Origin of the sequence: Streptomyces sp. NPDC056169, from assembly GCF_042268445.1 — a bacterium.
Classification (GTDB): Bacteria; Actinomycetota; Actinomycetes; order Streptomycetales; family Streptomycetaceae; genus Streptomyces.
The window spans coordinates 238,101-258,651 of the sequence record NZ_JBHJUO010000007.1 but is presented as its reverse complement, the minus strand read 5'-3'; the positions used below and the strand labels follow the sequence as shown (position 1 = coordinate 258,651).

The following is a 20,551-nucleotide window of genomic DNA, read 5'->3' as shown; positions in this document are numbered from 1 at the left end:
CGGGGCCCCGCGCCGAGCGGGGGCCACACGGCGGCCGATCAGAAAATCATTCGATCAGCCGCCCAGCGGAAGGCCGCCGAGCAGCGCGGAGCCGCCCTTGCCGGCCTCGTTGAGCTTGCCCAGGGTGTCCGTGGCGGTCTTGACCGGGGAGCCGTCGGTGGTGCTGCTCAGCATGTCCGTCTTCAGTCCATTGGCGGCGATCGCCTCCAGCCCACCGTTCAGGCTGGTGGGGGTCAGCGCCTCCGTGGCCATGGCGGGCGCGGCGGCACCCAGCGCCACGAGCGAACCGGCGACGACCGCGGCGACCTTGGTGGACTTCATGGGGAGAATCCTTCCTCTGGAATTTCAAGGCACGTCCCACACAGGCTTCTTGGCCGAATCCCATGTGTTCCTTCGCCTTCTGTAACGAGAGGCGCCCGCCTGCGGAAACTCCGGAGGGAAGGATTTCTCGACATTTGTCGCATGCGAAGGCCCGTACCGGTGCGGCGGACGCCGGGCCGGTACGGGCCTGTGCGGGGACTACCTGACGGGCAGCGGGGGCTTGACCGGCAGGTCGGGGACGGCGACGGGCGGCGTCACGGGCGCCTCGACCGGCAGCGCGGGCGGGTCGACGGGCAGCGCGGGCGGGTCGACGGGCAGCTCCGGCGCGGTGACCGGGAGCGCCGGGAGCGTGGGCAGACCGGCCAGGTCCGGCGCCGGCAGACCGCTGCCGAGCACGGTGGCGACGGCGAGGTTGACCAGCGAGGTCAGGGTCGCGGTGACCTGCGGTACGACTCCGGCGGCGGCGCCCGAGGTGACGGCGGCGAGCAGGTCGGCGACGGCCTTCTCGACCGTGGCGAGGGCGTCGTCCACGATGTCCGCGGGTGCGGCGGACTTCGCACCGGCGGCGACGGGCAGGCTCACCGGCGGCTTCACCGGAAGGGCCGGCGCGGGAAGGGCCGGGGCAGGAACGGCCGGGGCAGGAAGCTCGGGCGCCGGGAGATCCGGGGCGGGAAGCTCGGGCGCCGGGACCTCGGGCGCGGGGAGATCCGGGGCGGGGAGATCCGGGGCGGGGAGCTCAGGGGCGGGGAGCTCAGGTGCCGGGACCTCGGGCGCCGGGACCTCGGGCGCCGGGACCTCGGGCGCCGGGACTTCAGGCGCCGGGGCCTCGGGTGCGGGGGATTCCGGCAGCGGGGCCGGGGCCGTTTCCTTGGCCTGGTCGACGGCCGCCGCGATCTTCGCCTTGAGGGCGTCGGCGTCGGCGGCGGGCAGCTGGCCCGCGTCGGCCTTGAGGGCTGCCGTGACGAGTTCGGTCACGGGGGTCGTCACCGAGCCGAGCTCGCCGAGCGCTTCGGCCTGGGTCAGCAGGGCGGCGGCTTCGGGGAGGGGCGCGTGGGCGGCCCGGTCGGCCGCGGAGGACGGGTGGTGCTCGCCGGCGGCGGCGGGTCCCGCCGCGCCGAGGGTGATGGCGGCGGATATCGCCAGGGCGGTGATGCGGCGTGTAGCCAGGGGACGCATATGTGTTCCTTTTCCTTATGCGTCGGACAACTGCTCTCCCACCGTGCCTGCAGGTATAGCCCTCCGCAACCGGGGAACTACTGAGCGCCACGCCTCCGTTCGAGTGAATCCACCCTCCCGACCTGCCCCTCGAAGGGGCGTACGCCGTTGCACCGAACGGCGCACGGCGGTGCGGCCGAACGTGTAGCCCACCAGTCCCCGCAAGGAAAAAGCCGGTGCGCCCACCCCGATCGGGGTGGGCGCACCGGCTTCGGAAGGATCGATCCGCAGTGCGAGATCAGACGTTGGCGCAGAAGTTGCCGAAGGCCGGGTTCAGCGCGCCGATGACGCTGACGGTGTTGCCGCAGAGGTTCACCGGGATGTGGACCGGGACCTGGACGACGTTGCCGGAGCCGACGCCCGGGGACTTCACGGCCGCACCCTCGGCGATGGAGTCGGCGGCGGCGACACCGGCGGCACCGGCGACCGCGGCGGCGGCACCCACGGTCAGGACAACGGCCTTGGCGATACGGGACATGGGGAAGTGCTCCTCGATCGAATTCATCCAACTCGGACTGCGCGGACTGTTCGGCCCGGCTCTCTCAACAACGCCCCTGCCTTTCATCGGTTGCTCTCCCGAACGGGTGACGTTCAACCGATCTTTGGGCCATAAGAGGGCCATTGGAGCGACTGGGCGTGGAATGGCGCAACACGCTCAACGAGGAACCTGCCGCGCAGATACGGGAGTTAGCGTTTCCGAGCATCTAATGCTTACTATCGCCCCGCGTCGGGGTTATAACGTTCCCGAACGTTGCTTCCGGGCCGGCCGCGCGTTCACCCATTTCGTGCGGACGACACCTCCCCCTCTCCCGGCCTTCTCGGGTCTTCCCTTCCTCCTCTCATCAAAGCGGAGAACCTGTATGCGGAATTCAGCGTTTCCTGCTGTGCGTCGCAGTGTGTTGTGCGCCCTGTCGTGCGCGGTCCTGTCCGCCGCGCTGCCGGCCGCCTCCGCCGCCGCGCCCCGGCCCGGTGAGGCCGCCCGCGTCCCCTTCGCCCCGCGCTACACGGCCGAGCAGCACGGCGGGATCGTGCGGGCCGCGAACACCTCGGCGAAGGGCGCGAAGGGCACCGAGTCGGTCAACGACAACGCCTCGATCGCGTACGTCGACGTGGACAGCGACGCCAACACGTACAACTCCAGCCGCGCCGAGCTGCCGGTTCCCTCGGGGTCCCGGGTGAGCTGGGCCCGTCTGTACTGGGGCGGGAACCTGCGGGTGGGCGAGCAGAAGCCGCCCGCGGACAACGGGCGCGTGCTGATCGCCGAGCCCGGCGGCCAGTACAAGGCGCTGCTCGCCGACACCCTGATCGGGCACCGTACGGCCGACGGCGCCGACGCCTTCCAGGCCTCCGCCGACGTCACCGAGCTCGTCCGCTCGTCCCGCCCGGGGCAGTGGACAGTCGCCCAGGTCAATGTGGCCATGGGGCGTTCGAAGGTCGGCGGCTGGGGCGGCTGGACGCTCGTCGCCGCGTACGAGAAGACCTCGGAGCCACTACGCCGACTGGCCGTCTGGGACGGTTTCGAAACGGTCGGCCCGGGCCGCGGCGAGCTGCGTGTCCCCGTTGACGGAAAGCGTTATCCGAAGGGTGTGGGCGGGCGGCTCGGCGTGATCGCCTATGACGGTGACCGCGGCACTTCCGGTGATTACCTGGCGGTCGAAACGGGCCCGTCCAAGAGCGTCCGAATGGCCGATTCCGCTAATTCCGCGGACGACGTCATGAACTCCAGCATCACCGAATTCGGCACCGGTCGGACGGTCCGTTATCCCGATGGTACGAACACTCTGGGATACGACTCCGACGTCTTCGACCTGCGGGGGGCGCTGCGCGAGGGGGCCGATCGTGTTCACGTCCGGTTCGGCAGCCGGAAGGACACCGTCTGGCTCGGTGCGCTCTTCCTCCAGGCCGACGTCCGGCGCTGACGTGCGGCCTCCACGAGCGCCGGAAGCGCCGGACCTCGCGTCCGTCACCGTCCTGCACGCGGTCCAGCCGGGTGACGGCGGGGTCGCCCGCGTCGTCGTCGACCTGGTCCGCGCCCAGCGCGCCGCCGGCCTGCGGGTCGCGGTCGCGTGTCCGCCGGACACCTCCCTGTCCGCCGCCGTCCGCGCCGAGGGCGCGGAGACCCACGACTGGCGGGCGGGCCGGGACCCCGGCCCGCAGCTGGTCCGCGAGACGAGGGGGCTGGCCCGGGTGATCCGTTCCGTCCGGCCCGGTCTCGTCCACGCGCACAGCGCCAAGGCCGGGCTCTGTGCCCGACTCGCCCTGCGGGGACGGGTTCCGACGGTGTATCAGCCGCATGCGTGGTCCTTCGAGGCGGTCTCCGGGACGACCGCGTCGCTCGCCCGCCGCTGGGAGCGGTTCGGCGCCCGCTGGACGGACCGGATCCTCTGCGTCAGCGAGGCCGAGCGCCGTACCGGCGAGGGCGCCGGGGTCGTGGCGGACTGGTCCGTCGTCCACAACGGTGTGGACGTGGCCCGGTTCGCGACCGACGGGCCGCCCGGCAACCCCGTACCCACCGTCGTCTGCGTGGGCCGGCTCTGCCGCCAGAAGGGTCAGGACGTGCTGCTCGCCGCCTGGCCCGCCGTCCTCGCGGAGGTGCCCACGGCCCGTCTCGTCCTGGTCGGCGACGGCCCTGACGGCGCGCGGCTGCGGACGGCCGCCGGGCCCTCGGTCCGCTTCACCGGCGCCGTCGACGACACCGTGCCCTGGTACCGGGCCGCCGACGTGGTCGTCCTGCCGTCCCGCTGGGAGGGCATGGCGCTCGCGCCCCTGGAGGCCATGGCGAGCGGCCGGCCGGTCGTCGTCAGCGATGTGGACGGGGCGCGCGAGAGCCTGCCGGCCGCCCACGAACCCCTGTGCCTGGTCCCGCCCGAGGACCCGGCCGCGCTCGCCGCAGCTCTCGGCCGCCTCCTCGGCAGGCCGGAGCTGCGCCACCGTCTGGGCCGCGAGGCCCACGAACACGTACTCAGCAGTTTCGATGTCCGGCGCACCGCCGCGGCCGTCGCGGACGTCTACCGCGAACTGGCCGGCGTGCGGGGGGCCGAGCACAGAGAGCCGATTGCGCAGTGACCACGGAAAGTACCAGCGTTCCTCCTTCACCGGGCCCCTGGCCCACGGCGGGCCAGGCCTTCGGCCTCGCCTCTCTCGCGCCGCGCCGCGGTACGACGGACCGGCTCGCGCTGCCGCGCCGCCCCGTCCGGCGCCCGTCCCTGGCCGGGCCGCTCGTGGCGGTCGACGGCCTCGCCGTCCTGGCCGCCGCCTCGCTGCTGAGCGCGGCGCACCACGACGCCCGGCTGCTGCTGCCGGTCGCGGCGCTCGTCCTCGTCCTCGACGGGCACGGGGGCCTCTACCGGCCGGCGGCGCACGCCCGGGTGCTCGACGAGCTGCCCGCGCTCGCCTCCCGCGCCGGGGTCGCCTGGTGTCTGGCGGCGGCCGGGGTCGCCGCGTACTCCCCCGCCCTGGCGATCGGGCCGCTGCGGCTGTGCGCCGCGTACGCCGCGCACGTGGCCGTCGCGTGCCTGGTCCGCGGGGTGCTCCTGGCCCGCAGGCGGCGGGGGGCGCGGGAGCATCCGCGCTCGGCGCTGGTCGTCGGCGGGGCGGGGGCCGCGCGCCGGTTCGCCGCCGCGGCGGCCCAGCATCCCGAGTACGGGGTGCGGCCCGTCGGGATCGTCGGCGTGCCGGAGCAGGGCGGGGCTGCCCGGACGGCCGGGGAGGCCGGACTTCCGGTGCTCACCACGACCGAGGAGATCCACCGGGCCGTCATCCAGAACAGCGTGTGCGAGGCGGTGTTCCTCCACGACGACCCGGGGCTCGTGTCGCTCTTCCAGCACTACGGCTGCACGACGTGGCGGGTGGGCGGCGACCGGCAGACCGGGCCGATGGGCGAGCACCTGTGGGGGTACGCCCGGCACCGGATCGTCCCGCTGGGCGCGCGCCGCGGGCTGACCGCGAAGCGGGCGCTGGACATCGCGCTCGCCGCGCCCGCGCTCGCGGTCGCGCTGCCCGTGCTGCTGCTGTGCGCGCTGGCCGTGCGGCTCTCGGACGGTCCGGGGGTCCTCTTCCGGCAGGAGCGGGTGGGCCAGCACGGCCGCCACTTCACGCTCCTCAAGTTCCGTACGCTGCGGCCGTCCGACGACACCGAGTCGGCGACCCGCTGGAACGTGGCGGGCGACCGGCGGATGAGCTCGGCCGGGAGTTTCCTGCGCAAGAGCTCGCTGGACGAGCTGCCGCAGCTGTGGAACGTGCTGCGCGGGGACATGAGCCTGGTCGGGCCGCGGCCCGAACGACCGTACTTCGTCGCCCAGTTCAGCAAGATCCACGCCGGTTACGCGGCCCGGCACCGGATGCCGGTGGGGCTGACCGGTCTGGCGCAGGTGCACGGGCTGCGCGGCGACACCTCGATCGAGGACCGCTGCCGCTTCGACAACCACTACATCGACCACTGGTCGCTCTGGCAGGACGTCTGCATCCTGCTGCGTACGGCGGCCGGGCTCGTCCGACCCACAGGGAGCTGAGGATGGCCACGGCCGTGACGCATGTGCCGGCGGTCGACCCGGGGGTACGGGACCGGTCGCGCGAGGACGTACGCGACTGGGCCCGCCGGGCCGGGGCGCTGTCCCCGGTCCTCGCCGTGATCGCGCTGCTGCTCGTCCCGGGCGGCGGCGGCGCGCAGGGCGGGACCGGCGGTACGGGCACGGTCGCGGACGCGGCCTCCGGGCTCCTCGTCCTGATCTGCCTCGTGCGGGTGCTGCGCGGCGGTGCCCGGCCGCTGACCCGGGCGGCGGCCGTCGTCCTCGGCCTGCCCGTCCTCGGGATCTGTCTGGCCGCGATCACCTCCGGCGACCCGGCGGCGAGCCTGCCGGGCGTCGCCCGCTACGTACAGATCTTCGTCCTCGTCCCGGCGGCCGTCCTCCTGATGATCCGCGACCGGCGGGACTTCGCCGTCGTCGCCTGGGGTCTCGTCGGGCTCGCGCTGCTCCAGGGCGCGGTGGGCGTGCTCCAGTACCTGACCGGCACGGGCGCCTCCTACATGGGCGAGGACATCCGGGCCGTCGGCACCTTCGGGCCGACCGATGTGATGGGTATGGCGACGGTCGTGTCGTACGGCCTGGTGATCGTCACCGGGATCGCGCTCGGCAGCGGCCCCGGCCGGACCCGGACGGCGGCGCTGGTCTGCGCGGGGCTGCTGTTCCTGCCGCTGGTGCTGTCGTTCAGCCGGGGTGCGTGGATCGCGACCGTGCTCGCCTGCGGGATCCAGCTGCTGCTCTCCGGGCCGCGCCGGGCGGCCGTGGTGGCGCTCGCGGCGGGTGCGCTCGGGGTCGTCCTCGTCGGCGGCCTCGGCATCGGTTCGGCGATGGTGAAGGAGCGGGTCGCCAGCATCACGCAGGTGGCGGCGGCGCCGGACCAATCGGTGACGGACCGGTACACGATGTGGGCGGCAGCCGGGCGGATGTGGAGCACGGAGCCGGTCACGGGCGTCGGCCTCAAGGGCTTCCCCGCCTACCGGGACTCGAACGCCTCGCTCGCACTGTCCTCCGGCAGCGACACGGCGGGCGCGGGCGCCGCCTTCCAGCGGCAGCCGCTGCTGTCCCCGCACAACATGTACCTCCTGGTCCTCAGCGAGCAGGGGCTCGTGGGGCTGCTCGCCCTGGCGGGCAGCTGGGTGGCGCTGCTGGTCGGCGCGCTGCGCCGGCGGCGCCTCGGCGCGGACTGCGCGCTCGTCGCGACGGGCCTGCTGTCCTGGCAGCTCATCGACTTCTTCTACGCGGACATCGGCGGCCCCTCGACGGTGCTGATGTCCGTCGTGTTCGGCCTGGCGGCCTGGTGGTCGCTGGCGGAGGTGCGGCGTGCGTGATCCGTGGGCCGGGGAGCCGGAGCCCACGGACACCCCGTGGCCCGGCGCCCCGCGCTCCGCTTCCCGGCCGCCCTGCGGCACCCCGCTCGCCGACCCCTGGCCGGCCGCGCCTCCGGGCCCCACGGACTCCTCGTGGGCCCCGGAGGCCTCGGCACGCCCGGGGGCTTCGGCGCTGCCGGGGACCTCGGCACTCTCAGGGGCATCGGCACGCCCGGGGGCCTCGGCGCTCCCGGGGGCCTCGGCGCTCCCGGGGGCGGGTGCCGAGACGGCCGTACGGGCGGCGCCGGTACGGGTGGGGGCGCCGCGCGGGCGCCGGGCGCACGCCCGGGTGCGAGCGGGGGCCGACCGGGTGCAGGGGCGGGGCTTCCTCGCGAAGGCCGCCGCCGTGACCGCCGCGCTCACCGCCGTCGGGGCCCTGCTCGGGCTCGTCCGGGACCAGATCCTTGCCGGGTACTTCGGCGCGGGCGCCGAGACCGACGCCTTCCTGGTGGCGTGGACGGTGCCCGAGTTCGCCTCGACGCTGCTCATCGAGGACGCGCTCGCGCTGATCCTGGTGCCGGCCTTCTCCCGGGCCCTGGCCCGCCGCTCCGGCAGCCTGTTCGGGGATCCGGTGCGCGCGCTCGTACGCGGCACGCTCCCGCGGCTCACCGTCACCGTCGCCGTCGCCGCCGCCCTGCTCGTCCTGGCGGCGCCGCTGATCGTCTCCGCCCTCGCCCCCGGCCTGCCCGACCCGCAGCTCGCCGTCGACTGCACGCGGCTGACCGCGACCTGCGTGCTGTCCTTCGCGCTCGTGGGGTACTGCTCGGCGGCGCTCCGCGCGCACGGCTGCTTCCTGCCGCCGGCCGCGATCTACGTGGCGTACAACGTCGGCATCATCGGCACGATCCTGGTGCTGCGCGAGCCGTGGGGGGTGCGGTCCGCCGCCGCCGGGGTCGCGGTCGGCGGGGTCCTGATGGTCCTCGTCCAGGCTCCGTCGCTCCTCCGCGAGCTGCGGGCGCGCCCGGTGCCGAAGGAGGAGCCGACCACGCTCGCTCCCGACGGCGGGGCGAGCGGGGCGGAAGGGCGCATCCTCGTCCTCGGTCTCATCGCGCCCGTCGTCGCCTTCTCCCTGTGCCGCCAGTCCCAGACCCTGATCGAGCGGTTCCTCGCCTCGCCGCTGCCCGCCGGGGCCATCTCGCATCTGAACTACGCGCAGAAGGTCGCGCAGATGCCGATGATCCTCTCCCTGATGCTGTGCACGGTCAGCTTCCCGGTGGTCGCCCGCGCGCTCGCGGCGGGCGACACCGAGGCGGCCCGCCGCCGGGTCGAGCGGGATCTGCTGCTCGCCGCCGTCGTCGTGCTCGTCGGCGCCTCGACGGTGATCGCCGCCGCCCCCAAGATCGTCGAACTCCTCTTCGAGAGGGGCGAGTTCGACCGTACGGACACCGTGTCCACCGCCGCCGTCATGCGCGTCTACGCTCTCGGCCTGCTGGGCCAGACCATGGTCGGCGCCCTCGTCCGCTGCTACTTCTCCGCCGCCCGCCCCCTCTGGTACCCGGCCGCCGCCATGGCCGCCGGGCTCGCCACGACCACGGCCGCCGGGATCCCCGGCGCCCACTACTGGGGCGCCGTCGGCATCGCCGCCGCCAACGCGCTCGGCATCACGTGCTCCGCCGTCCTGCTGCTGCGCGGCGCGCACCGCCAGACCGTGCCCGTCCACGTCGACCGGCTCGGCGAGGGCCTCCTCCGGCTCGCCACCGCCGCCGCGTGGGCCACCGGCACCGGCTGGATCTGCTCGGTCGCGATCGACTCCGCCGTCCTCTCCGTCGCCGTCGCGAGCCTGGTCGTCATCGGCGTCTTCCTGCTCTTCATCGCCTGCGCCGCCAAGGCGCCGGAGATTCCGCCCCTGCCCCGCTCCGCCTCCCGGAGGACCGACCATGCCCGCCCCCACCGCGCTGCGCCGACTGTTGCCGAAGCCGCCCCTGTGGGTGAAACCGCCCCTGTGGGTGGCGATGTACCACTCGATCACGGACCCCGGTGACGACCCGTACCACGTGACCGTCTCCCCGGTCCGCTTCGCCCGGCAGCTGCACTGGCTCGGCGACCGGGGACTGCGCGGGGTCTCGGTGCGGGAGCTGCTCGCCGCCACCGCCGCCGGGCGCGCCAAGGGGCTCGTCGGGCTCACCTTCGACGACGGCTACGCCGACTTCCACGAATCGGCGCTGCCGCTGCTGCGCCGCCACGGCTTCACGGCCACCGTGTACGTCCTGCCCGGCCGGCTCGGCGGCGAGAACGCCTGGGACACCGAAGGCCCGCGCAAACGGCTCCTCGACGAGGACGGCATCCTGCGGATCGCGGAGGCCGGCATGGAGATCGGCTCCCACGGCCTCACCCACATCCCGCTCACCGAGGCCGACGACACGACGCTCGCCGACGAGACCCGGCGCAGCCGGGAGCTCCTGGAGGAGATCACCGGCGACACCGTGGACGGCTTCTGCTACCCGTACGGGAAGGTCGACCCGCGCGTGATCCACGCCGTGCGGAAGGCCGGCTACCGCCACGCCTGCGCGATCGACCCGGGCCCGCACACCGGCGCGTACGCCCTGCCCCGCGTCCACATCGGCGAGGACGACACCTCCTGGCGGCTCACCGCCAAGCGCGTCCTGCACCCGCTGCGCCGCCGCCACCCCGTCGACGTGTTCCCCTCGCAGGCCCAGGCCGGACCCGCCGCGGTCGGTGCGCCATGAGGGTCCTGCACGTCATCACCGGGCTCGGCATCGGCGGCGCCGAGCAGCAGCTGCGGCTCCTGCTGCGCCACCTCCCCGTCCAGCACGGGGTCGTCACCCTCACCAACCCCGGCGCGGTCGCCGCGGGCATCGAGGCCGACGGCACCCCCGTCACCCACCTGGGCATGGCCGGCAACCGCGACCTCGGCGCGCTCCCCCGCCTCGCGCGGATCGTCCGCCAGGGCCGCTACGACCTCGTCCACACCCACCTCTACCGGGCGTGCGTGTACGGCAGGCTCGCCGCCCGGCTCGCCGGGGTCCGCCGGGTCATCGCCACCGAGCACTCGCTCGGCGAGGCCCAGATCGAGGGCCGCCCGCTCTCCGCGGGCACCCGCGCCCTGTACCTGGCGTCGGAGCGGCTCGGCACGTCCACGGTCGCCGTCTCGCCCAGCGTGGCCCGCCGGCTCGCCGACTGGGGGGTGCCCCCGGACCGCATCCAGGTGGTGCCCAACGGCATCGAGACCGGCCGCTTCTCCTTCGACGCCCGCGCCCGCCGCCTCACCCGGGGCGTCCTCGGCATCCCCGAGGACGCGTACGTCGTCGGCGGGGTGGGGCGGCTCGCGCCGGGGAAACGGTTCGACCGGCTCGTCCGCGCCGTGGCCTCCGTGCCGGAGGCCCGGCTGCTCCTCGTCGGCGAGGGCGAGCACCGCGAGGAGCTGCTGCGGATCGCCCGGGAGTGCGGGGCCGCCGACCGGGTGCTGCTCGCCGGGGCCTGCGAGGACCCGCCGTCCGTCGCCTCGCTCGGGCCCTCGCTGCCCGAACTCCTCTCCGCCATGGACGTCTTCGTGTCCACCTCCCCCGACGAGACCTTCGGGCTCGCGGTCGTCGAGGCGCTGGCCGCGGGCCTTCCCGTGCTGTACGTGGCCTGCCCCGCGATCGACGACCTGCCCCCGGACGCGGCCCCGGGCGCGCGCCGGATCGGCGAGTCCGTGCCCGAGCTGATCTCCGCGCTGCGCGGCATCCGGAGCGCCCGGCTCGCCCGGCTCCCGCAGCCGGCGGCCGCCCGCCGCTACGACATCACGCAGAGCGCAGGGCAGTTGATGTCCCTCTACGACCAGGCCGTCCACGGCACCCCGTCCCCCGCGAAGTGAGAGAGCCCGCACGATGAACACCACCACCCCACCCCGTGCCTTCCCGCCCGCCGGCCTCCGCCGCCCGGGCCGCTGGGCCGTCCTCCCCGCCGCCGTCCTCGCCGGGGCGGTCCTCGGCGGCGGATACGGAGCGCTCAAGACCCCGCAGTACGCGGCGGTCAGCTACGTCATCGTCGTACCGGCCGAGAAGTCCGACCCGGCGGCGGCGCTCGGCTTCGCCCAGGCCTACGGGCGGGTCGCCACCGACATCGCGGTGACCGGCGACGCCCAGGTGTGGGCGGGCGTCACCGCCGACACCCTGCGCAAGAGCGTGCAGGCCGCGACCTCCCCGGACGCGCCGATGATCTCGATCACCGCCCGGGCCGAGAAGCCCGCGAAGGCCGTCTCCATGGCCGACGGGGTGGCCCGCGCGCTCGTCCTCAACAGCACGCACGTCGCGGGCAGCACGGGCGTCAAGGTCGTCCAGTTCTCGCGCGCCACCAAGCCGGTCGCCCCGGTCTCCCCGTCCGCGCCGCTCTCCGCGCTCGTCGGCGGCTGTGCGGGCGGGCTCCTCGGCGGCCTGGTCCTCCTCGTCCGCCCGAAGCGCCCGGCCGCGCGCGGCGAGGCCCGGCACTCCCGGCAGCCCGCCGCACCCGCCACGGCCTCGTCCCCGACGCCCGCCGTCGCGCCCGCCGTGCCCGCCCCCGCGGTCGCCTCGCACCAGCCGGAACCGGAGGCGGTGTGACCCCGAGAACCCTGCGGACCGAGATCTGCCGTGACGAGGAGCGGTTCGGGCGGCTGGCGGCCGAGTGGACGGCGCTGTACGGGCGCTGCTCCTCCGCCACCCCCTTCCAGTCCCACTCCTGGCTGCACTCCTGGTGGCTCTCGTACGGCCGCCCCGGTGCGCTGCGGGTGGTGCTCGTACGACGGGAGGGCGGCGAACTCGTCGCCGCCGCGCCCCTGATGCGGACCGGCGGGCCGCTGCCCGTCCTCACCCAGCTCGGCGGCACGATCACCGACTTCACGGACGTGCTCCTCGACGACGACTGCCCGGAGGCGGCGCCCGCCCTGGCCCGGGCGCTCGCCCGGGCGGCTCGGGGCGCGGTGATCGACCTGCGGGAGGTGCGGCCCGGGGCGGCCAGCGAGCGGGTCTTCGCCCGCTGGCGCGGGCCGCGCCGACGGCTGCCCGACTCGCTCTGCCTGGAGCTGCCTGCCGTCCCCATGGAGGGGCTCCTCGAACGGATCCCCTCCGGGAAGGCCCAGCGGGTCCGCGCCAAGCTCCGCAAGCTCGACGCCCTCGGGATCGACTCGCACGTCGTCACCGGCGAGGAGGTCCCGGCCGCCCTCGACCGGCTCCTGAAGCTCCATCAGCTCCAGTGGCAGGGACGGGGGGTGACCGCCGAGCACACCAGCCGGCGCTTCGCCCAGCACCTCACACGGGCCGTGCGGCCCATGGTGGAGCGCGGGGACGCGATGGTCACCGAGTTCCGGCTCGCCGGGGACGTGGTGGCCGCCGACCTGACCCTGATGTCCCCCCGGCTGGCCGGCGGCTATCTGTACGGCGCAGACCCGGCGCTGCGGGCCCGCAAGGTCGACGTGGCGACGATGCTCCTCCGCCACGGGGCCCGCGAGACCAGCACCGGCGGGCGGGCCACGCTGAGCATGCTGCGCGGCACCGAGGCGTACAAGCAGCACTGGCGCCCCGAGGCCGTCCGCAACCAGCGGCTGATGCTCGCCGGCCGGCGTACGGCACCGCTCCTGTGGCTGCGCGCGGGCGCCGCCGACGGCCGCCGCTGGGCGGCCCGCCAGGCCCGGGAACGGGCCTGGGTGGGACGGGCGATCGCCCGGCTCCCCGGCCGGACGCCGAACGGCGGCGGTTGATCTCCACCGCCGCCGCCCGGATCCGGCCCGGACCGGTCAGAAGGGCCAGACGCCCTCCAGCGCGTCCTTCCAGTCGAGGTCGACCTCGTCCTTCCAGGAGTCCTTCGGGACGCAGACGGGCCCACCGATCCAACTCTCGACCCACGAACCGAGGTTCACGGTCCAACAGTCGGGCTCGGGCTTCGGCTCCGGCTTGGGCTCGGGCTTGGGTTCCGGCTTCGGTTCCGGCTTGGGTTCCGGCTTCGGCTCGGGCTTGGGCTCCGGCTTCGGCTCGGGCTTGGGTTCGGGCTTGGGTTCGGGCTTGGGTTCGGGCTTGGGTTCCGGCTTCGGCTCGGGCTTCGGTTCCGGCTTCGGCTCGGGCTTGGGCTCCGGCTTGGGCTCGGGCTTCGGTTCCGGCTTCGGTTCCGGCTTGGGCTCCGGCTTCGGCTCGGGCTTGGGCTCCGGCTTCGGCACCGGAACCGTCGGGTCTGTCGGCTCGACAGGGTCCGTCGGGTCGACCGGGTCCACCGGGTCCACCGGGTCCACCGGATCGACCGGGTCCACCGGGTCCACCGGGTCCACCGGGTCCACCGGATCGACCGGATCGACCGGGTCCACCGGGTCCACCGGGTCCACCGGGTCCACCGGATCGACCGGATCGACCGGATCCACCGGATCCACCGGGATTTCGGGAATCTCCGGGATCTCGGGGATCTCCGGTTCCGTCCCGAACAGCATCTGCCGGAACACCAGCGACGACTGCGGATTGTCGTCGCACTGCCATACGCCGTGCGGACAGTAATCCGTGATGGTGTGGTACAGCGGCTTGTGCTGCTTCATCCAGTCCAGCATGCGCCGCATGTACACGGGATTGTCGCCGTTACGGAAGAGCCCCCATTCGGGATAGGAGATCTGCTTTCCGTGCTCCGCGGCGAAGTCGACCTGCTTCTGCAGCCCGTACGGCTCGCTCACGTGTTCGTCGAAGCTCATTCCCGGCGGCTGGTCGTACGAATCCATGCCGATGATGTCGACGACGTCGTCGCCCGGGTAGCACTCGGTCCACGGAACGGCGTCCCGGCCCCGGCTCGGGTTGAAGTCGAAGCGGAACTTCTGCCCCGGCACGGAACGCATCGCGGTGACGATGCGGGTCCAGTACTTCTTCCACGCCGTGGGGTCCGGCGCGCACCGGTGGGTGTACGTCGTGCCGTTCATCTCCCAGCCGAGGACGATGACGGTGTCGGTCGCCCGGAGCGCGACGAGCCGCTCGGCGAGCGTCGTGAAGTGGTGGTCGTAGTACCCGGCGGCGCCGAGCTGGAGCTGGCGGCGGACCTCGTAGTCGGAGACGCCGGCCTCGTTCCGCTCCAGCATGGGGACGTTGAGGACGAAGAGCCGGTCGTCCTTCTCGTTGCGCCAGTCCGCCCAGGCGTCGAGGAAGCCGGGCGGGCCCTCGATGTTCTTCCAGAGGTCGCCCGGCAGGTAGGTGTGACCGACGCGCAGCTCGCGACCGCCGAGCCAGCGTTCGAGCTGTCCGATGCGGGCGACCCCGAGCGCGCCCGATTGGAGGAAGGCTCCCATGGCACTGGAGAGAGTCGGTCCGGGGTCCTTCGTCGTTACGGAGTCGGTGGCGTGGGCGGGGGACGACAGGACGACCGAACCCGAGGCGAGGAGCCCGGCGGTGAACACCCCCAGCCACGCTCTCGATGTTCTCCGGCGTGCAGCTGCCATGGCCGCTCCTTAACGTCGCTCGCTTTTTGATGATCCGTCAATCCGATGCTCCGAAAGTATTCCTAATGAGCCGACCGTGAACTCGACTTCCCTCTGATCAGTAGTCCATTAGAGGATTTCATCGCCCAGTTGGGGCACCCGAGAGGAAGGGCATGCCGTGCCGCGCCGACAGAGTTTCGACACCCGCGTCCCCACCGTCCTTGTGCGGCTCGACCGGAACCCCTTCCATCACGGCACTCTCGGCGCCGCCCGATCGCTGGGACGAGCGGGAATTCCGGTCCATGCCGTCATCGAATCGAGCACCAGTCCGGTCACCCGGTCCCGCTATCTCCGCTCGGCCCGTACGGGCCCGCCCACGCCGTCCTCCGCCGCGCTCACGGAACTGCTGGTCCGACTCGCCGACGAGATCAGCCACGGCAGCGACGGGCGGGCACCCGACGGGGCCTCACATCCCGTGCTCGCCCTCCCCCTGGACGATGTCAGCGCCCTCGCCCTGGCCCGCCGGCGCGCCGAGCTCGCCCCGCGCTTCCTGCTGCCCGAGCAGACCGGGGAGCAGCTCCTGCGGGTCGCGGACAAGGCCGCGCTCGCCAGGACCTGCGCGGTGCTCGGCCTGCCCCATCCGCGGACCGAACTCCCCGCCGACGCCGACGAGGCCGCCGCCATGGCCTGGTCGATCGGGCTCCCGGTGGTCGTCAAGTGGAGCAGGCCCTGGCTGCTGCCGGCCGGCAGCGGGCTGCGGAGCACCTCGATCGTGCGGTCGCTCGCGGAGGTGCGGGAGTTGTACGGCCGCACTCCGGAGGCCGGCAGCCGGCTGCTGCTCCAGGAACTCCTGCCGGCGGGCCGGGACCTGGACTGGTTCTTCCACGGGTACGTGGACTCCGCGGGCCGCTGCGCGACGGGGGCCACCGGGCGCAAGGAGCGCTCCTGGCCCGACGGGGCCGGGCTCACCGCAGTGGGCCGCTGGACGGCGAACCCGGCCGTGGACCGGACGGCCCGCGAGCTGCTCGACGCGCTGGACTACCGGGGCGTGTGCGACCTGGACTTCCGGCTCGACCCGGCGACGGGCGCGTACCACCTGCTCGACTTCAACCCCCGGCCCGGCGCGCAGTTCCGGCTCTTCGCCGACGCCGAGGGGCTGGACGTCGTCCGGGCGGCGCACCTGGACCTGACCGGCCGTCCGGTGCCGCCGCACTCCCCGGCGTACGGCCGCCGGTTCGTCGTCGAGAACTACGCGGCGCTCTCCCTCGCCACCTCCCCGCGCCCCCGGTACGCGGCCGAGCCCGGTGGTGCCCGGCAAGGGTGGACCGAGTACGCCTGGTTCGCGGCCGACGACCCGGCGCCGGCGCTCGCGATGGGGCTCGCCTGGCTCGCGCACCTCCTGCGCAAGGCCGTCGGCGCGGTGGCCCGGCGGCTCGGGGCCGGCCGGGCCCGGCGCCCGGCCGCCGTACCGACGCCGGCCCGCACCACCCCCGACCAGCTCACCCCACGATGAGAACGATGAAGGCGGAAGGCACGATGTCGAAGTCGATGTACGACCTGGTGGTCGTCGGGGCCGGACCCTACGGTCTGTCCGTGGCCGCGCACGCGGCGGCCCGCGGTCTGGAGCTGCGGACCTTCGGCCGCTCGATGGAGTCCTGGCACGCCATGCCCGCGGGCATGTTCCTCAAGTCGGAGCCCTGGGCCTCCCACCTCTCCGACCCGGAAGGGGCGTACGGGCTCGACGCGTACGCCGTGACGCGGGGCGTCCGCGCCGAGCACGGCGTGCCGCTCCCGGTCGGCTTCTTCGCCTCCTACGGCGACTGGTTCGCCCGCCAGGCCGTGCCCGCGCTCGACGAGCGCCTGATCGCCTCGGTCGGGCCCGCGGCCGGGGGCTTCGCACTGCGGACGGAGGACGGTGAGTGGGTCCGTACGCGGACGGTGGCGCTCGCCGTCGGGGTCCTGCCCTTCACGGAGATCCCCGGACCGCTGCGCGGCCTCCCCCGGCGGTACGTCACGCACTCCAGCCACCACGGCGCTCTCGACCGCTTCGCCGGGCAGGACGTGACCGTCGTCGGCGCCGGCCAGGCCGCCCTGGAGACGGCCGCGCTCCTCACCGAGCAGGGCGCCGCCGCGGTCCGGATCGTCGCCCGCGCGGACCGGCTGAACTGGAACACCCTGCCGCCGGCCCTCGACCGCGGCCTGTGGCCCTCGGTGCGCGCCCCGCACACGGGCCTCGGCTGCGGCTGGCACAACAAGCTCTACGCGGACACCCCGGGGATCTTCCGGCGGCTGCCGGCCGCCACCCGTGAGCGGATCTTCGACTCGGCGCTCGGTCCGGCGGGCGCGTGGTGGCTGCGCGAGCGGTTCGCGGCGGTCGGGGACGTACGGCTCGGGCAGCGGATCACGTCGGCGACGGTGACCGGGGACGAGCGGCTCCGGCTGGAGGTCGACGGGCCCGGGGGTTCGACGGTCCTGGAGACCGACCACGTCGTCGCGGCGACCGGTTTCACCCCGAGCCTGGAGCGGGCGGGGATGCTCGATCCGGCGCTGCGCGGGGCGCTGCGGACGGTCGGCGCGGTCGGCGCGCCTGAGGTCGGCGGCCTCTTCGAGTCCTCGTGGCCGGGGCTCTTCCTCGCCGGGCTGCTGACGGCCCCGTCGTACGGGCCGTCGATGCGGTTCGTCTTCGGCGCCGAGTACACGGCGGGCCGGCTGGTGAAGGGGGTCCGGCAGCGGCTGCGGTCGGGCGCCCGGCGCGGCACGGTGGGCCGGCCCCGTACGGGCGAGAGGGCCGCCGTCGGGGCATAGGCGAGGGCCGGCCCCGGGGAGCGGGTGCTCTCCGGGGCCGGCCCCTGTGCCTGCGTGCCGCTGGGACTCAGGCGTTGATGCAGTAGTTGCCGAACGCGGGGTTCAGCACGCCGATGACGTTGATGCTGTTGCCGCAGGCGTTGATCGGGATGTGGATCGGGACCTGGACGACGTTGCCGGACAGGACGCCCGGCGAACCGATGGCCGCGCCGTGCGCGTCCGCGTCCGCGAAGGCGGGCGACGCCACACCCATGGCCATGACGATACCGGCGATGACGGCCGCGGCCTTCTTACAGTTCATTGCGTCTGGATCCTTTCCTTGGCGGAATGCATTTCCGCTGCACACCACACAACGAACACGCGTCACAAAGGAAACCGAAACAACGGCGACGTCGTCTCTTTCACTCCATTGCGCGCACGAAACAGGGCCGGAGGGAACGCGGACGTTCCCTCCGGCCCTGTCGAGCGCGGTGTGGCTCAGCCGTTGTAGGCGCCGTTCCCGGAGAGGATCGGAATGTCCTCGACGATGTGCGACAGCGGCTCGTCACCCTTGGCCTGGGTGGAGTTCTCCGCGCACTGCTGGTTCTGCGGGGAGGACAGGACGTTGATGTCCTGGACGGCGACCGGGACGAGGACGCCGACGACGGAGCCCACGTTGCCCTTGACCGGAGCACCGACGCAGAGCTTGTTCAGCGAGCCCTGGATCGCCGAGAACTGGGGGCTCATGTCACCGGCGGTCTTGGAGTTGCCGAAGGACTGGTGGGCGCCGTTGCCGCTGAGCGAGGTGGTGCCGCCGTCGTTGGCGATGGCGAGCGCCGGAGAGGCCGCCGCAGCGGAAGCGCCGACAACAGAGGCCGTCACAGCCGCAGCCGCCATAATCTTCTTGATCACGGTGATTCCGTTCCTGTTCCCACCAATCGACCTGATTGATGCGACGGGATCAACTGCGGCCGGGGCCTTTGGTTCCGGCCCTTCACTCGTTCGACTGGCACCCCCGTTTCGCGCTGCCGCGTGCGCTCCGCCAAGGGGGTGACACAGCGGAACCCCGGCGTCCGGGGCCAGTTGATCAGGGGGCTCCCTGCACGGAGCCGGTTCTAGAAGGGAACTCCCGTGATCAAGAAGGTTATGGCCACTGCGGCCGCAGCCGCCTCCATCGTCGGCGTCTCCGCCGCGATGGCGACCCCGGCGCTCGCCATCGCCAACGACGGCGGCACCACCTCGCTCAGCGGCAACGGTGCCCACCAGGAGTACGGAAACTCCACCACGTACGGCAACATGAGCCCGCAGTTCGCGCTCGTTCAGGGCTCCCTGAACAAGCCGTGCATCGGCCTCCCGGCGAAGGTCAACGCCGGTTCGCTCATCGGCGCCATCCCGATCGCCGTCCAGGACATCAACGTCCTGTCCTCCCCGCAGAACCAGCAGTGCACCGAGAACTCCACCCAGGCCAAGGGTGACGAGGCTCTGTCGCACATCCTGGACGACATCCCGGTCCTGTCGGGCAACGGCGTCGGCAACAACTGACGTTCCGCGCACGCACGAGGGGCCGCCCTGCCAGGGCGGCCCCTTTCGTGTGCGTACGCGCTACGGGCGCGGCCAGACGGGGGTGGCCATCAGTCGTTCCCATTCCCGGTCCGGCATTCCCGGTACCGTGCGCCCCGCCTGCACCCACTGTGTCACCAGTGCCGAATAGACCGGGAACGGTGTGCGGTCGACGGTCGGCTGGTCACTCACATATCGGCTCTTCGGAATGAAGGCCATCCGTTCCCATTTCCCGGGACCCGGCGCCATCTTCGCTCCTTCCGCTGCGATTCACGCATCATTACACAGGATTACACAGGCGCCGCAGGAGAGTGATTCGCTCGGCCCATGTCGCGTCGGGCACCTCTGTACGAGCGGGGTCGAATTAGCGTGCGGGCATGAATTCCCCGCGCCCGAAGCGGACACGGCGGCTGCTGCTCGCTCCCGCTGCCCTCACCGCCGTCATCGCCCTCGTTCCCGGAGCGCTCGCCGCCGCGCCGAGCGAACTCCCGTCCCCGGAGCGGGGACTGAACCTCCTGGTCGTCGGCCTCGACACCCGCAAGGGCGTCACCGCGGAGGAGAAGGAACGTTTCCGGCTGGGTGGTCCGGGATGCGACTGCACGGACGTGATGATGCTCGTGCACGTCTCGGCGGCGAACGACCGGGTCGACGTCGTGAGTCTGCCCCGCGACTCGCTCACCTCGTTCCCCGCCGACCACCGCGACCGGCGGACCGGCAAGGTGCACGCCGCCCACCCCGCGAAGATCAACAGTGCCTGGGCGGAGGGCGGTTCCCCGTTCGCCGTGGAGACCGTCGAGTCGATGACCGGACTCCCCGTCCACCGCTACCTGGAGATCGACTTCCGGCGCTTCATGGACACCGTGGACCGCGTCGACGGCGGGGTGCCGATCTGCACGGCCGAGCCGCTGAAGGACCCCTCCACCGGCATCGACCTCCAGCCCGGGACCAAGCGCGTCGGGGGCGGCGAGGCGCTCCAGTACGTCCGCTCGCGCAAGGCGGACGGGCAGATGGACTTCGGCCGGATCCACAAGCAGCAGAACTTCGTCGTCAACACCCTGGAGCAGCTCCGCGAGGGAGTCCTCGACGACCCGGAGCGGCTGGAGGCCTTCGCCGCGACGCTGCGCGGGACGGCGGCGGCCGAACGCGGGATCTCGACGGCGGAGCTGCTGACGCTCGCCGGCCGGCTGCGGGACCTGCCCCCGGACCGTACGGAGTTCGCGACCGTGCCCGTACGGGGCTTCAACCCGACCGTCGAGGGTGTCGGGTCGACGCTCGCCTGGGACGAGGAAGGGGCCGCGGAGGTCTTCCGGCGGCTGCGCGAGGACCGGCCGCTGCCCGCCGCCGGGGACGTCGCGCCCAGCACGGTCTCGGCCGCCGCGTACCGGCCCGCCGCGGGTTCCTCGCTCATCTGCCCGTAGGCC

The 20,551-nt window shown here is 73.5% G+C and carries 18 protein-coding genes and 1 pseudogene; 13 read left to right on the top strand and 6 right to left on the bottom strand.

Translation table 11 applies throughout. The annotated features are described in order from the left end of the window. Positions 1–54: 54 nt before the first annotated feature. The 3 genes from ACFC0G_RS13690 to ACFC0G_RS13680 all read right to left on the bottom strand — a co-directional run bounded on the left by ACFC0G_RS13690 (position 55) and on the right by ACFC0G_RS13680 (position 2,014). On the bottom strand, positions 55–321 hold the full coding sequence (locus ACFC0G_RS13690) for a hypothetical protein (protein ID WP_376402059.1): 267 nt from the start codon (positions 319–321) through the stop codon (positions 55–57). A gap of 198 nt (positions 322–519) precedes the next feature. Next, positions 520–1,497: a hypothetical protein gene (locus ACFC0G_RS13685; RefSeq protein ID WP_376402056.1), complete on the bottom strand. Its 978-nt coding sequence runs from the start codon at positions 1,495–1,497 to the stop codon at positions 520–522. 277 nt (positions 1,498–1,774) lie between these two features. Further along, on the bottom strand, positions 1,775–2,014 hold the full coding sequence (locus tag ACFC0G_RS13680) for a chaplin (protein WP_376402053.1): 240 nt from the start codon (positions 2,012–2,014) through the stop codon (positions 1,775–1,777). 382 nt (positions 2,015–2,396) lie between these two features. Here ACFC0G_RS13680 and ACFC0G_RS13675 point away from each other — a divergent pair, with 382 nt between their 5' ends. From ACFC0G_RS13675 to ACFC0G_RS13635, 9 genes are all read left to right on the top strand, one after another. Then, positions 2,397–3,455 carry a DUF3344 domain-containing protein gene (locus ACFC0G_RS13675; RefSeq protein WP_376402050.1) on the top strand — a complete coding sequence of 353 codons (1,059 nt, stop codon included), beginning with the start codon at positions 2,397–2,399 and terminating at the stop codon, positions 3,453–3,455. A gap of 1 nt (position 3,456) precedes the next feature. Further along, positions 3,457–4,602 (top strand): glycosyltransferase, encoded by a 1,146-nt coding sequence (locus tag ACFC0G_RS13670; RefSeq protein WP_376402046.1) that lies wholly within the window; start codon positions 3,457–3,459, stop codon positions 4,600–4,602. After that, the gene (locus tag ACFC0G_RS13665; RefSeq protein WP_376402043.1) at positions 4,599–6,047 is read left to right on the top strand and encodes a sugar transferase; all 1,449 of its coding nucleotides are present in this window, start codon (positions 4,599–4,601) and stop codon (positions 6,045–6,047) included. The genes ACFC0G_RS13670 and ACFC0G_RS13665 overlap by 4 nt, the downstream gene beginning before the upstream one ends. A gap of 2 nt (positions 6,048–6,049) precedes the next feature. Continuing rightward, positions 6,050–7,387, top strand: a complete 1,338-nt coding sequence (locus ACFC0G_RS13660) for an O-antigen ligase family protein (protein WP_376402040.1) — start codon at positions 6,050–6,052, stop codon at positions 7,385–7,387. A 292-nt stretch (positions 7,388–7,679) separates the two neighbouring features. Continuing rightward, positions 7,680–9,407 (top strand): lipid II flippase MurJ, encoded by a 1,728-nt coding sequence (locus ACFC0G_RS13655; RefSeq protein ID WP_376402384.1) that lies wholly within the window; start codon positions 7,680–7,682, stop codon positions 9,405–9,407. Beyond that, the gene (locus ACFC0G_RS13650; protein ID WP_376402037.1) at positions 9,304–10,113 is read left to right on the top strand and encodes a polysaccharide deacetylase family protein; all 810 of its coding nucleotides are present in this window, start codon (positions 9,304–9,306) and stop codon (positions 10,111–10,113) included. Before ACFC0G_RS13655 ends, ACFC0G_RS13650 begins: the two co-directional genes overlap by 104 nt. Further along, on the top strand, positions 10,110–11,243 hold the full coding sequence (locus tag ACFC0G_RS13645) for a glycosyltransferase (RefSeq protein ID WP_376402034.1): 1,134 nt from the start codon (positions 10,110–10,112) through the stop codon (positions 11,241–11,243). The genes ACFC0G_RS13650 and ACFC0G_RS13645 overlap by 4 nt, the downstream gene beginning before the upstream one ends. A gap of 13 nt (positions 11,244–11,256) precedes the next feature. After that, positions 11,257–11,967: a lipopolysaccharide biosynthesis protein gene (locus ACFC0G_RS13640; RefSeq protein WP_376402032.1), complete on the top strand. Its 711-nt coding sequence runs from the start codon at positions 11,257–11,259 to the stop codon at positions 11,965–11,967. Continuing rightward, on the top strand, positions 11,964–13,103 hold the full coding sequence (locus tag ACFC0G_RS13635) for a GNAT family N-acetyltransferase (RefSeq protein WP_376402030.1): 1,140 nt from the start codon (positions 11,964–11,966) through the stop codon (positions 13,101–13,103). The genes ACFC0G_RS13640 and ACFC0G_RS13635 overlap by 4 nt, the downstream gene beginning before the upstream one ends. Positions 13,104–13,801: 698 nt before the next feature. Here ACFC0G_RS13635 and ACFC0G_RS13630 read toward each other — a convergent pair. Beyond that, a pseudogene (locus tag ACFC0G_RS13630) lies at positions 13,802–14,807 on the bottom strand (glycoside hydrolase family 26 protein); the annotation flags it as partial. 157 nt (positions 14,808–14,964) lie between these two features. On the opposite strand from ACFC0G_RS13630, the gene ACFC0G_RS13625 reads away from it, so the two are divergent. Both ACFC0G_RS13625 and ACFC0G_RS13620 read left to right on the top strand, forming a co-directional pair. Then, the gene (locus tag ACFC0G_RS13625) at positions 14,965–16,299 is read left to right on the top strand and encodes an ATP-grasp domain-containing protein (protein WP_376402027.1); all 1,335 of its coding nucleotides are present in this window, start codon (positions 14,965–14,967) and stop codon (positions 16,297–16,299) included. A 35-nt stretch (positions 16,300–16,334) separates the two neighbouring features. Beyond that, a complete protein-coding gene (locus ACFC0G_RS13620; protein WP_376402382.1) occupies positions 16,335–17,591 on the top strand; it encodes an FAD-dependent oxidoreductase in 1,257 nt (418 codons plus the stop codon). Between the two features lie 67 nt (positions 17,592–17,658). Here the strand turns inward: ACFC0G_RS13620 and ACFC0G_RS13615 are convergent, their stop codons facing one another. Both ACFC0G_RS13615 and ACFC0G_RS13610 read right to left on the bottom strand, forming a co-directional pair. Then, entirely contained in the window at positions 17,659–17,892 is a 234-nt protein-coding gene (locus ACFC0G_RS13615; RefSeq protein WP_376402024.1) for a chaplin, read from the bottom strand. Positions 17,893–18,068: 176 nt separating this feature from the next. Further along, complete coding sequence (locus tag ACFC0G_RS13610; protein ID WP_376402021.1) at positions 18,069–18,482, bottom strand: rodlin; 414 nt, start codon at positions 18,480–18,482, stop codon at positions 18,069–18,071. A 219-nt stretch (positions 18,483–18,701) separates the two neighbouring features. On the opposite strand from ACFC0G_RS13610, the gene ACFC0G_RS13605 reads away from it, so the two are divergent. Beyond that, positions 18,702–19,112, top strand: a complete 411-nt coding sequence (locus ACFC0G_RS13605) for a rodlin (RefSeq protein ID WP_376402018.1) — start codon at positions 18,702–18,704, stop codon at positions 19,110–19,112. Between the two features lie 395 nt (positions 19,113–19,507). After that, complete coding sequence (locus ACFC0G_RS13600; RefSeq protein ID WP_376402015.1) at positions 19,508–20,548, top strand: LCP family protein; 1,041 nt, start codon at positions 19,508–19,510, stop codon at positions 20,546–20,548. Positions 20,549–20,551: the final 3 nt, after the last annotated feature.

Coding starts and splice junctions, on each gene's coding strand:
- ACFC0G_RS13690 (WP_376402059.1), bottom strand. CDS start 321: ATGAAGTCCACCAAGGTCGCCGCGGTCGTCGCCGGTTCGCTCGTGGCG.
- ACFC0G_RS13685 (WP_376402056.1), bottom strand. CDS start 1,497: ATGCGTCCCCTGGCTACACGCCGCATCACCGCCCTGGCGATATCCGCC.
- ACFC0G_RS13680 (WP_376402053.1), bottom strand. CDS start 2,014: ATGTCCCGTATCGCCAAGGCCGTTGTCCTGACCGTGGGTGCCGCCGCC.
- ACFC0G_RS13675 (WP_376402050.1), top strand. CDS start 2,397: ATGCGGAATTCAGCGTTTCCTGCTGTGCGTCGCAGTGTGTTGTGCGCC.
- ACFC0G_RS13660 (WP_376402040.1), top strand. CDS start 6,050: ATGGCCACGGCCGTGACGCATGTGCCGGCGGTCGACCCGGGGGTACGG.
- ACFC0G_RS13650 (WP_376402037.1), top strand. CDS start 9,304: ATGCCCGCCCCCACCGCGCTGCGCCGACTGTTGCCGAAGCCGCCCCTG.
- ACFC0G_RS13645 (WP_376402034.1), top strand. CDS start 10,110: ATGAGGGTCCTGCACGTCATCACCGGGCTCGGCATCGGCGGCGCCGAG.
- ACFC0G_RS13640 (WP_376402032.1), top strand. CDS start 11,257: ATGAACACCACCACCCCACCCCGTGCCTTCCCGCCCGCCGGCCTCCGC.
- ACFC0G_RS13620 (WP_376402382.1), top strand. CDS start 16,335: ATGTACGACCTGGTGGTCGTCGGGGCCGGACCCTACGGTCTGTCCGTG.
- ACFC0G_RS13615 (WP_376402024.1), bottom strand. CDS start 17,892: ATGAACTGTAAGAAGGCCGCGGCCGTCATCGCCGGTATCGTCATGGCC.
- ACFC0G_RS13600 (WP_376402015.1), top strand. CDS start 19,508: ATGAATTCCCCGCGCCCGAAGCGGACACGGCGGCTGCTGCTCGCTCCC.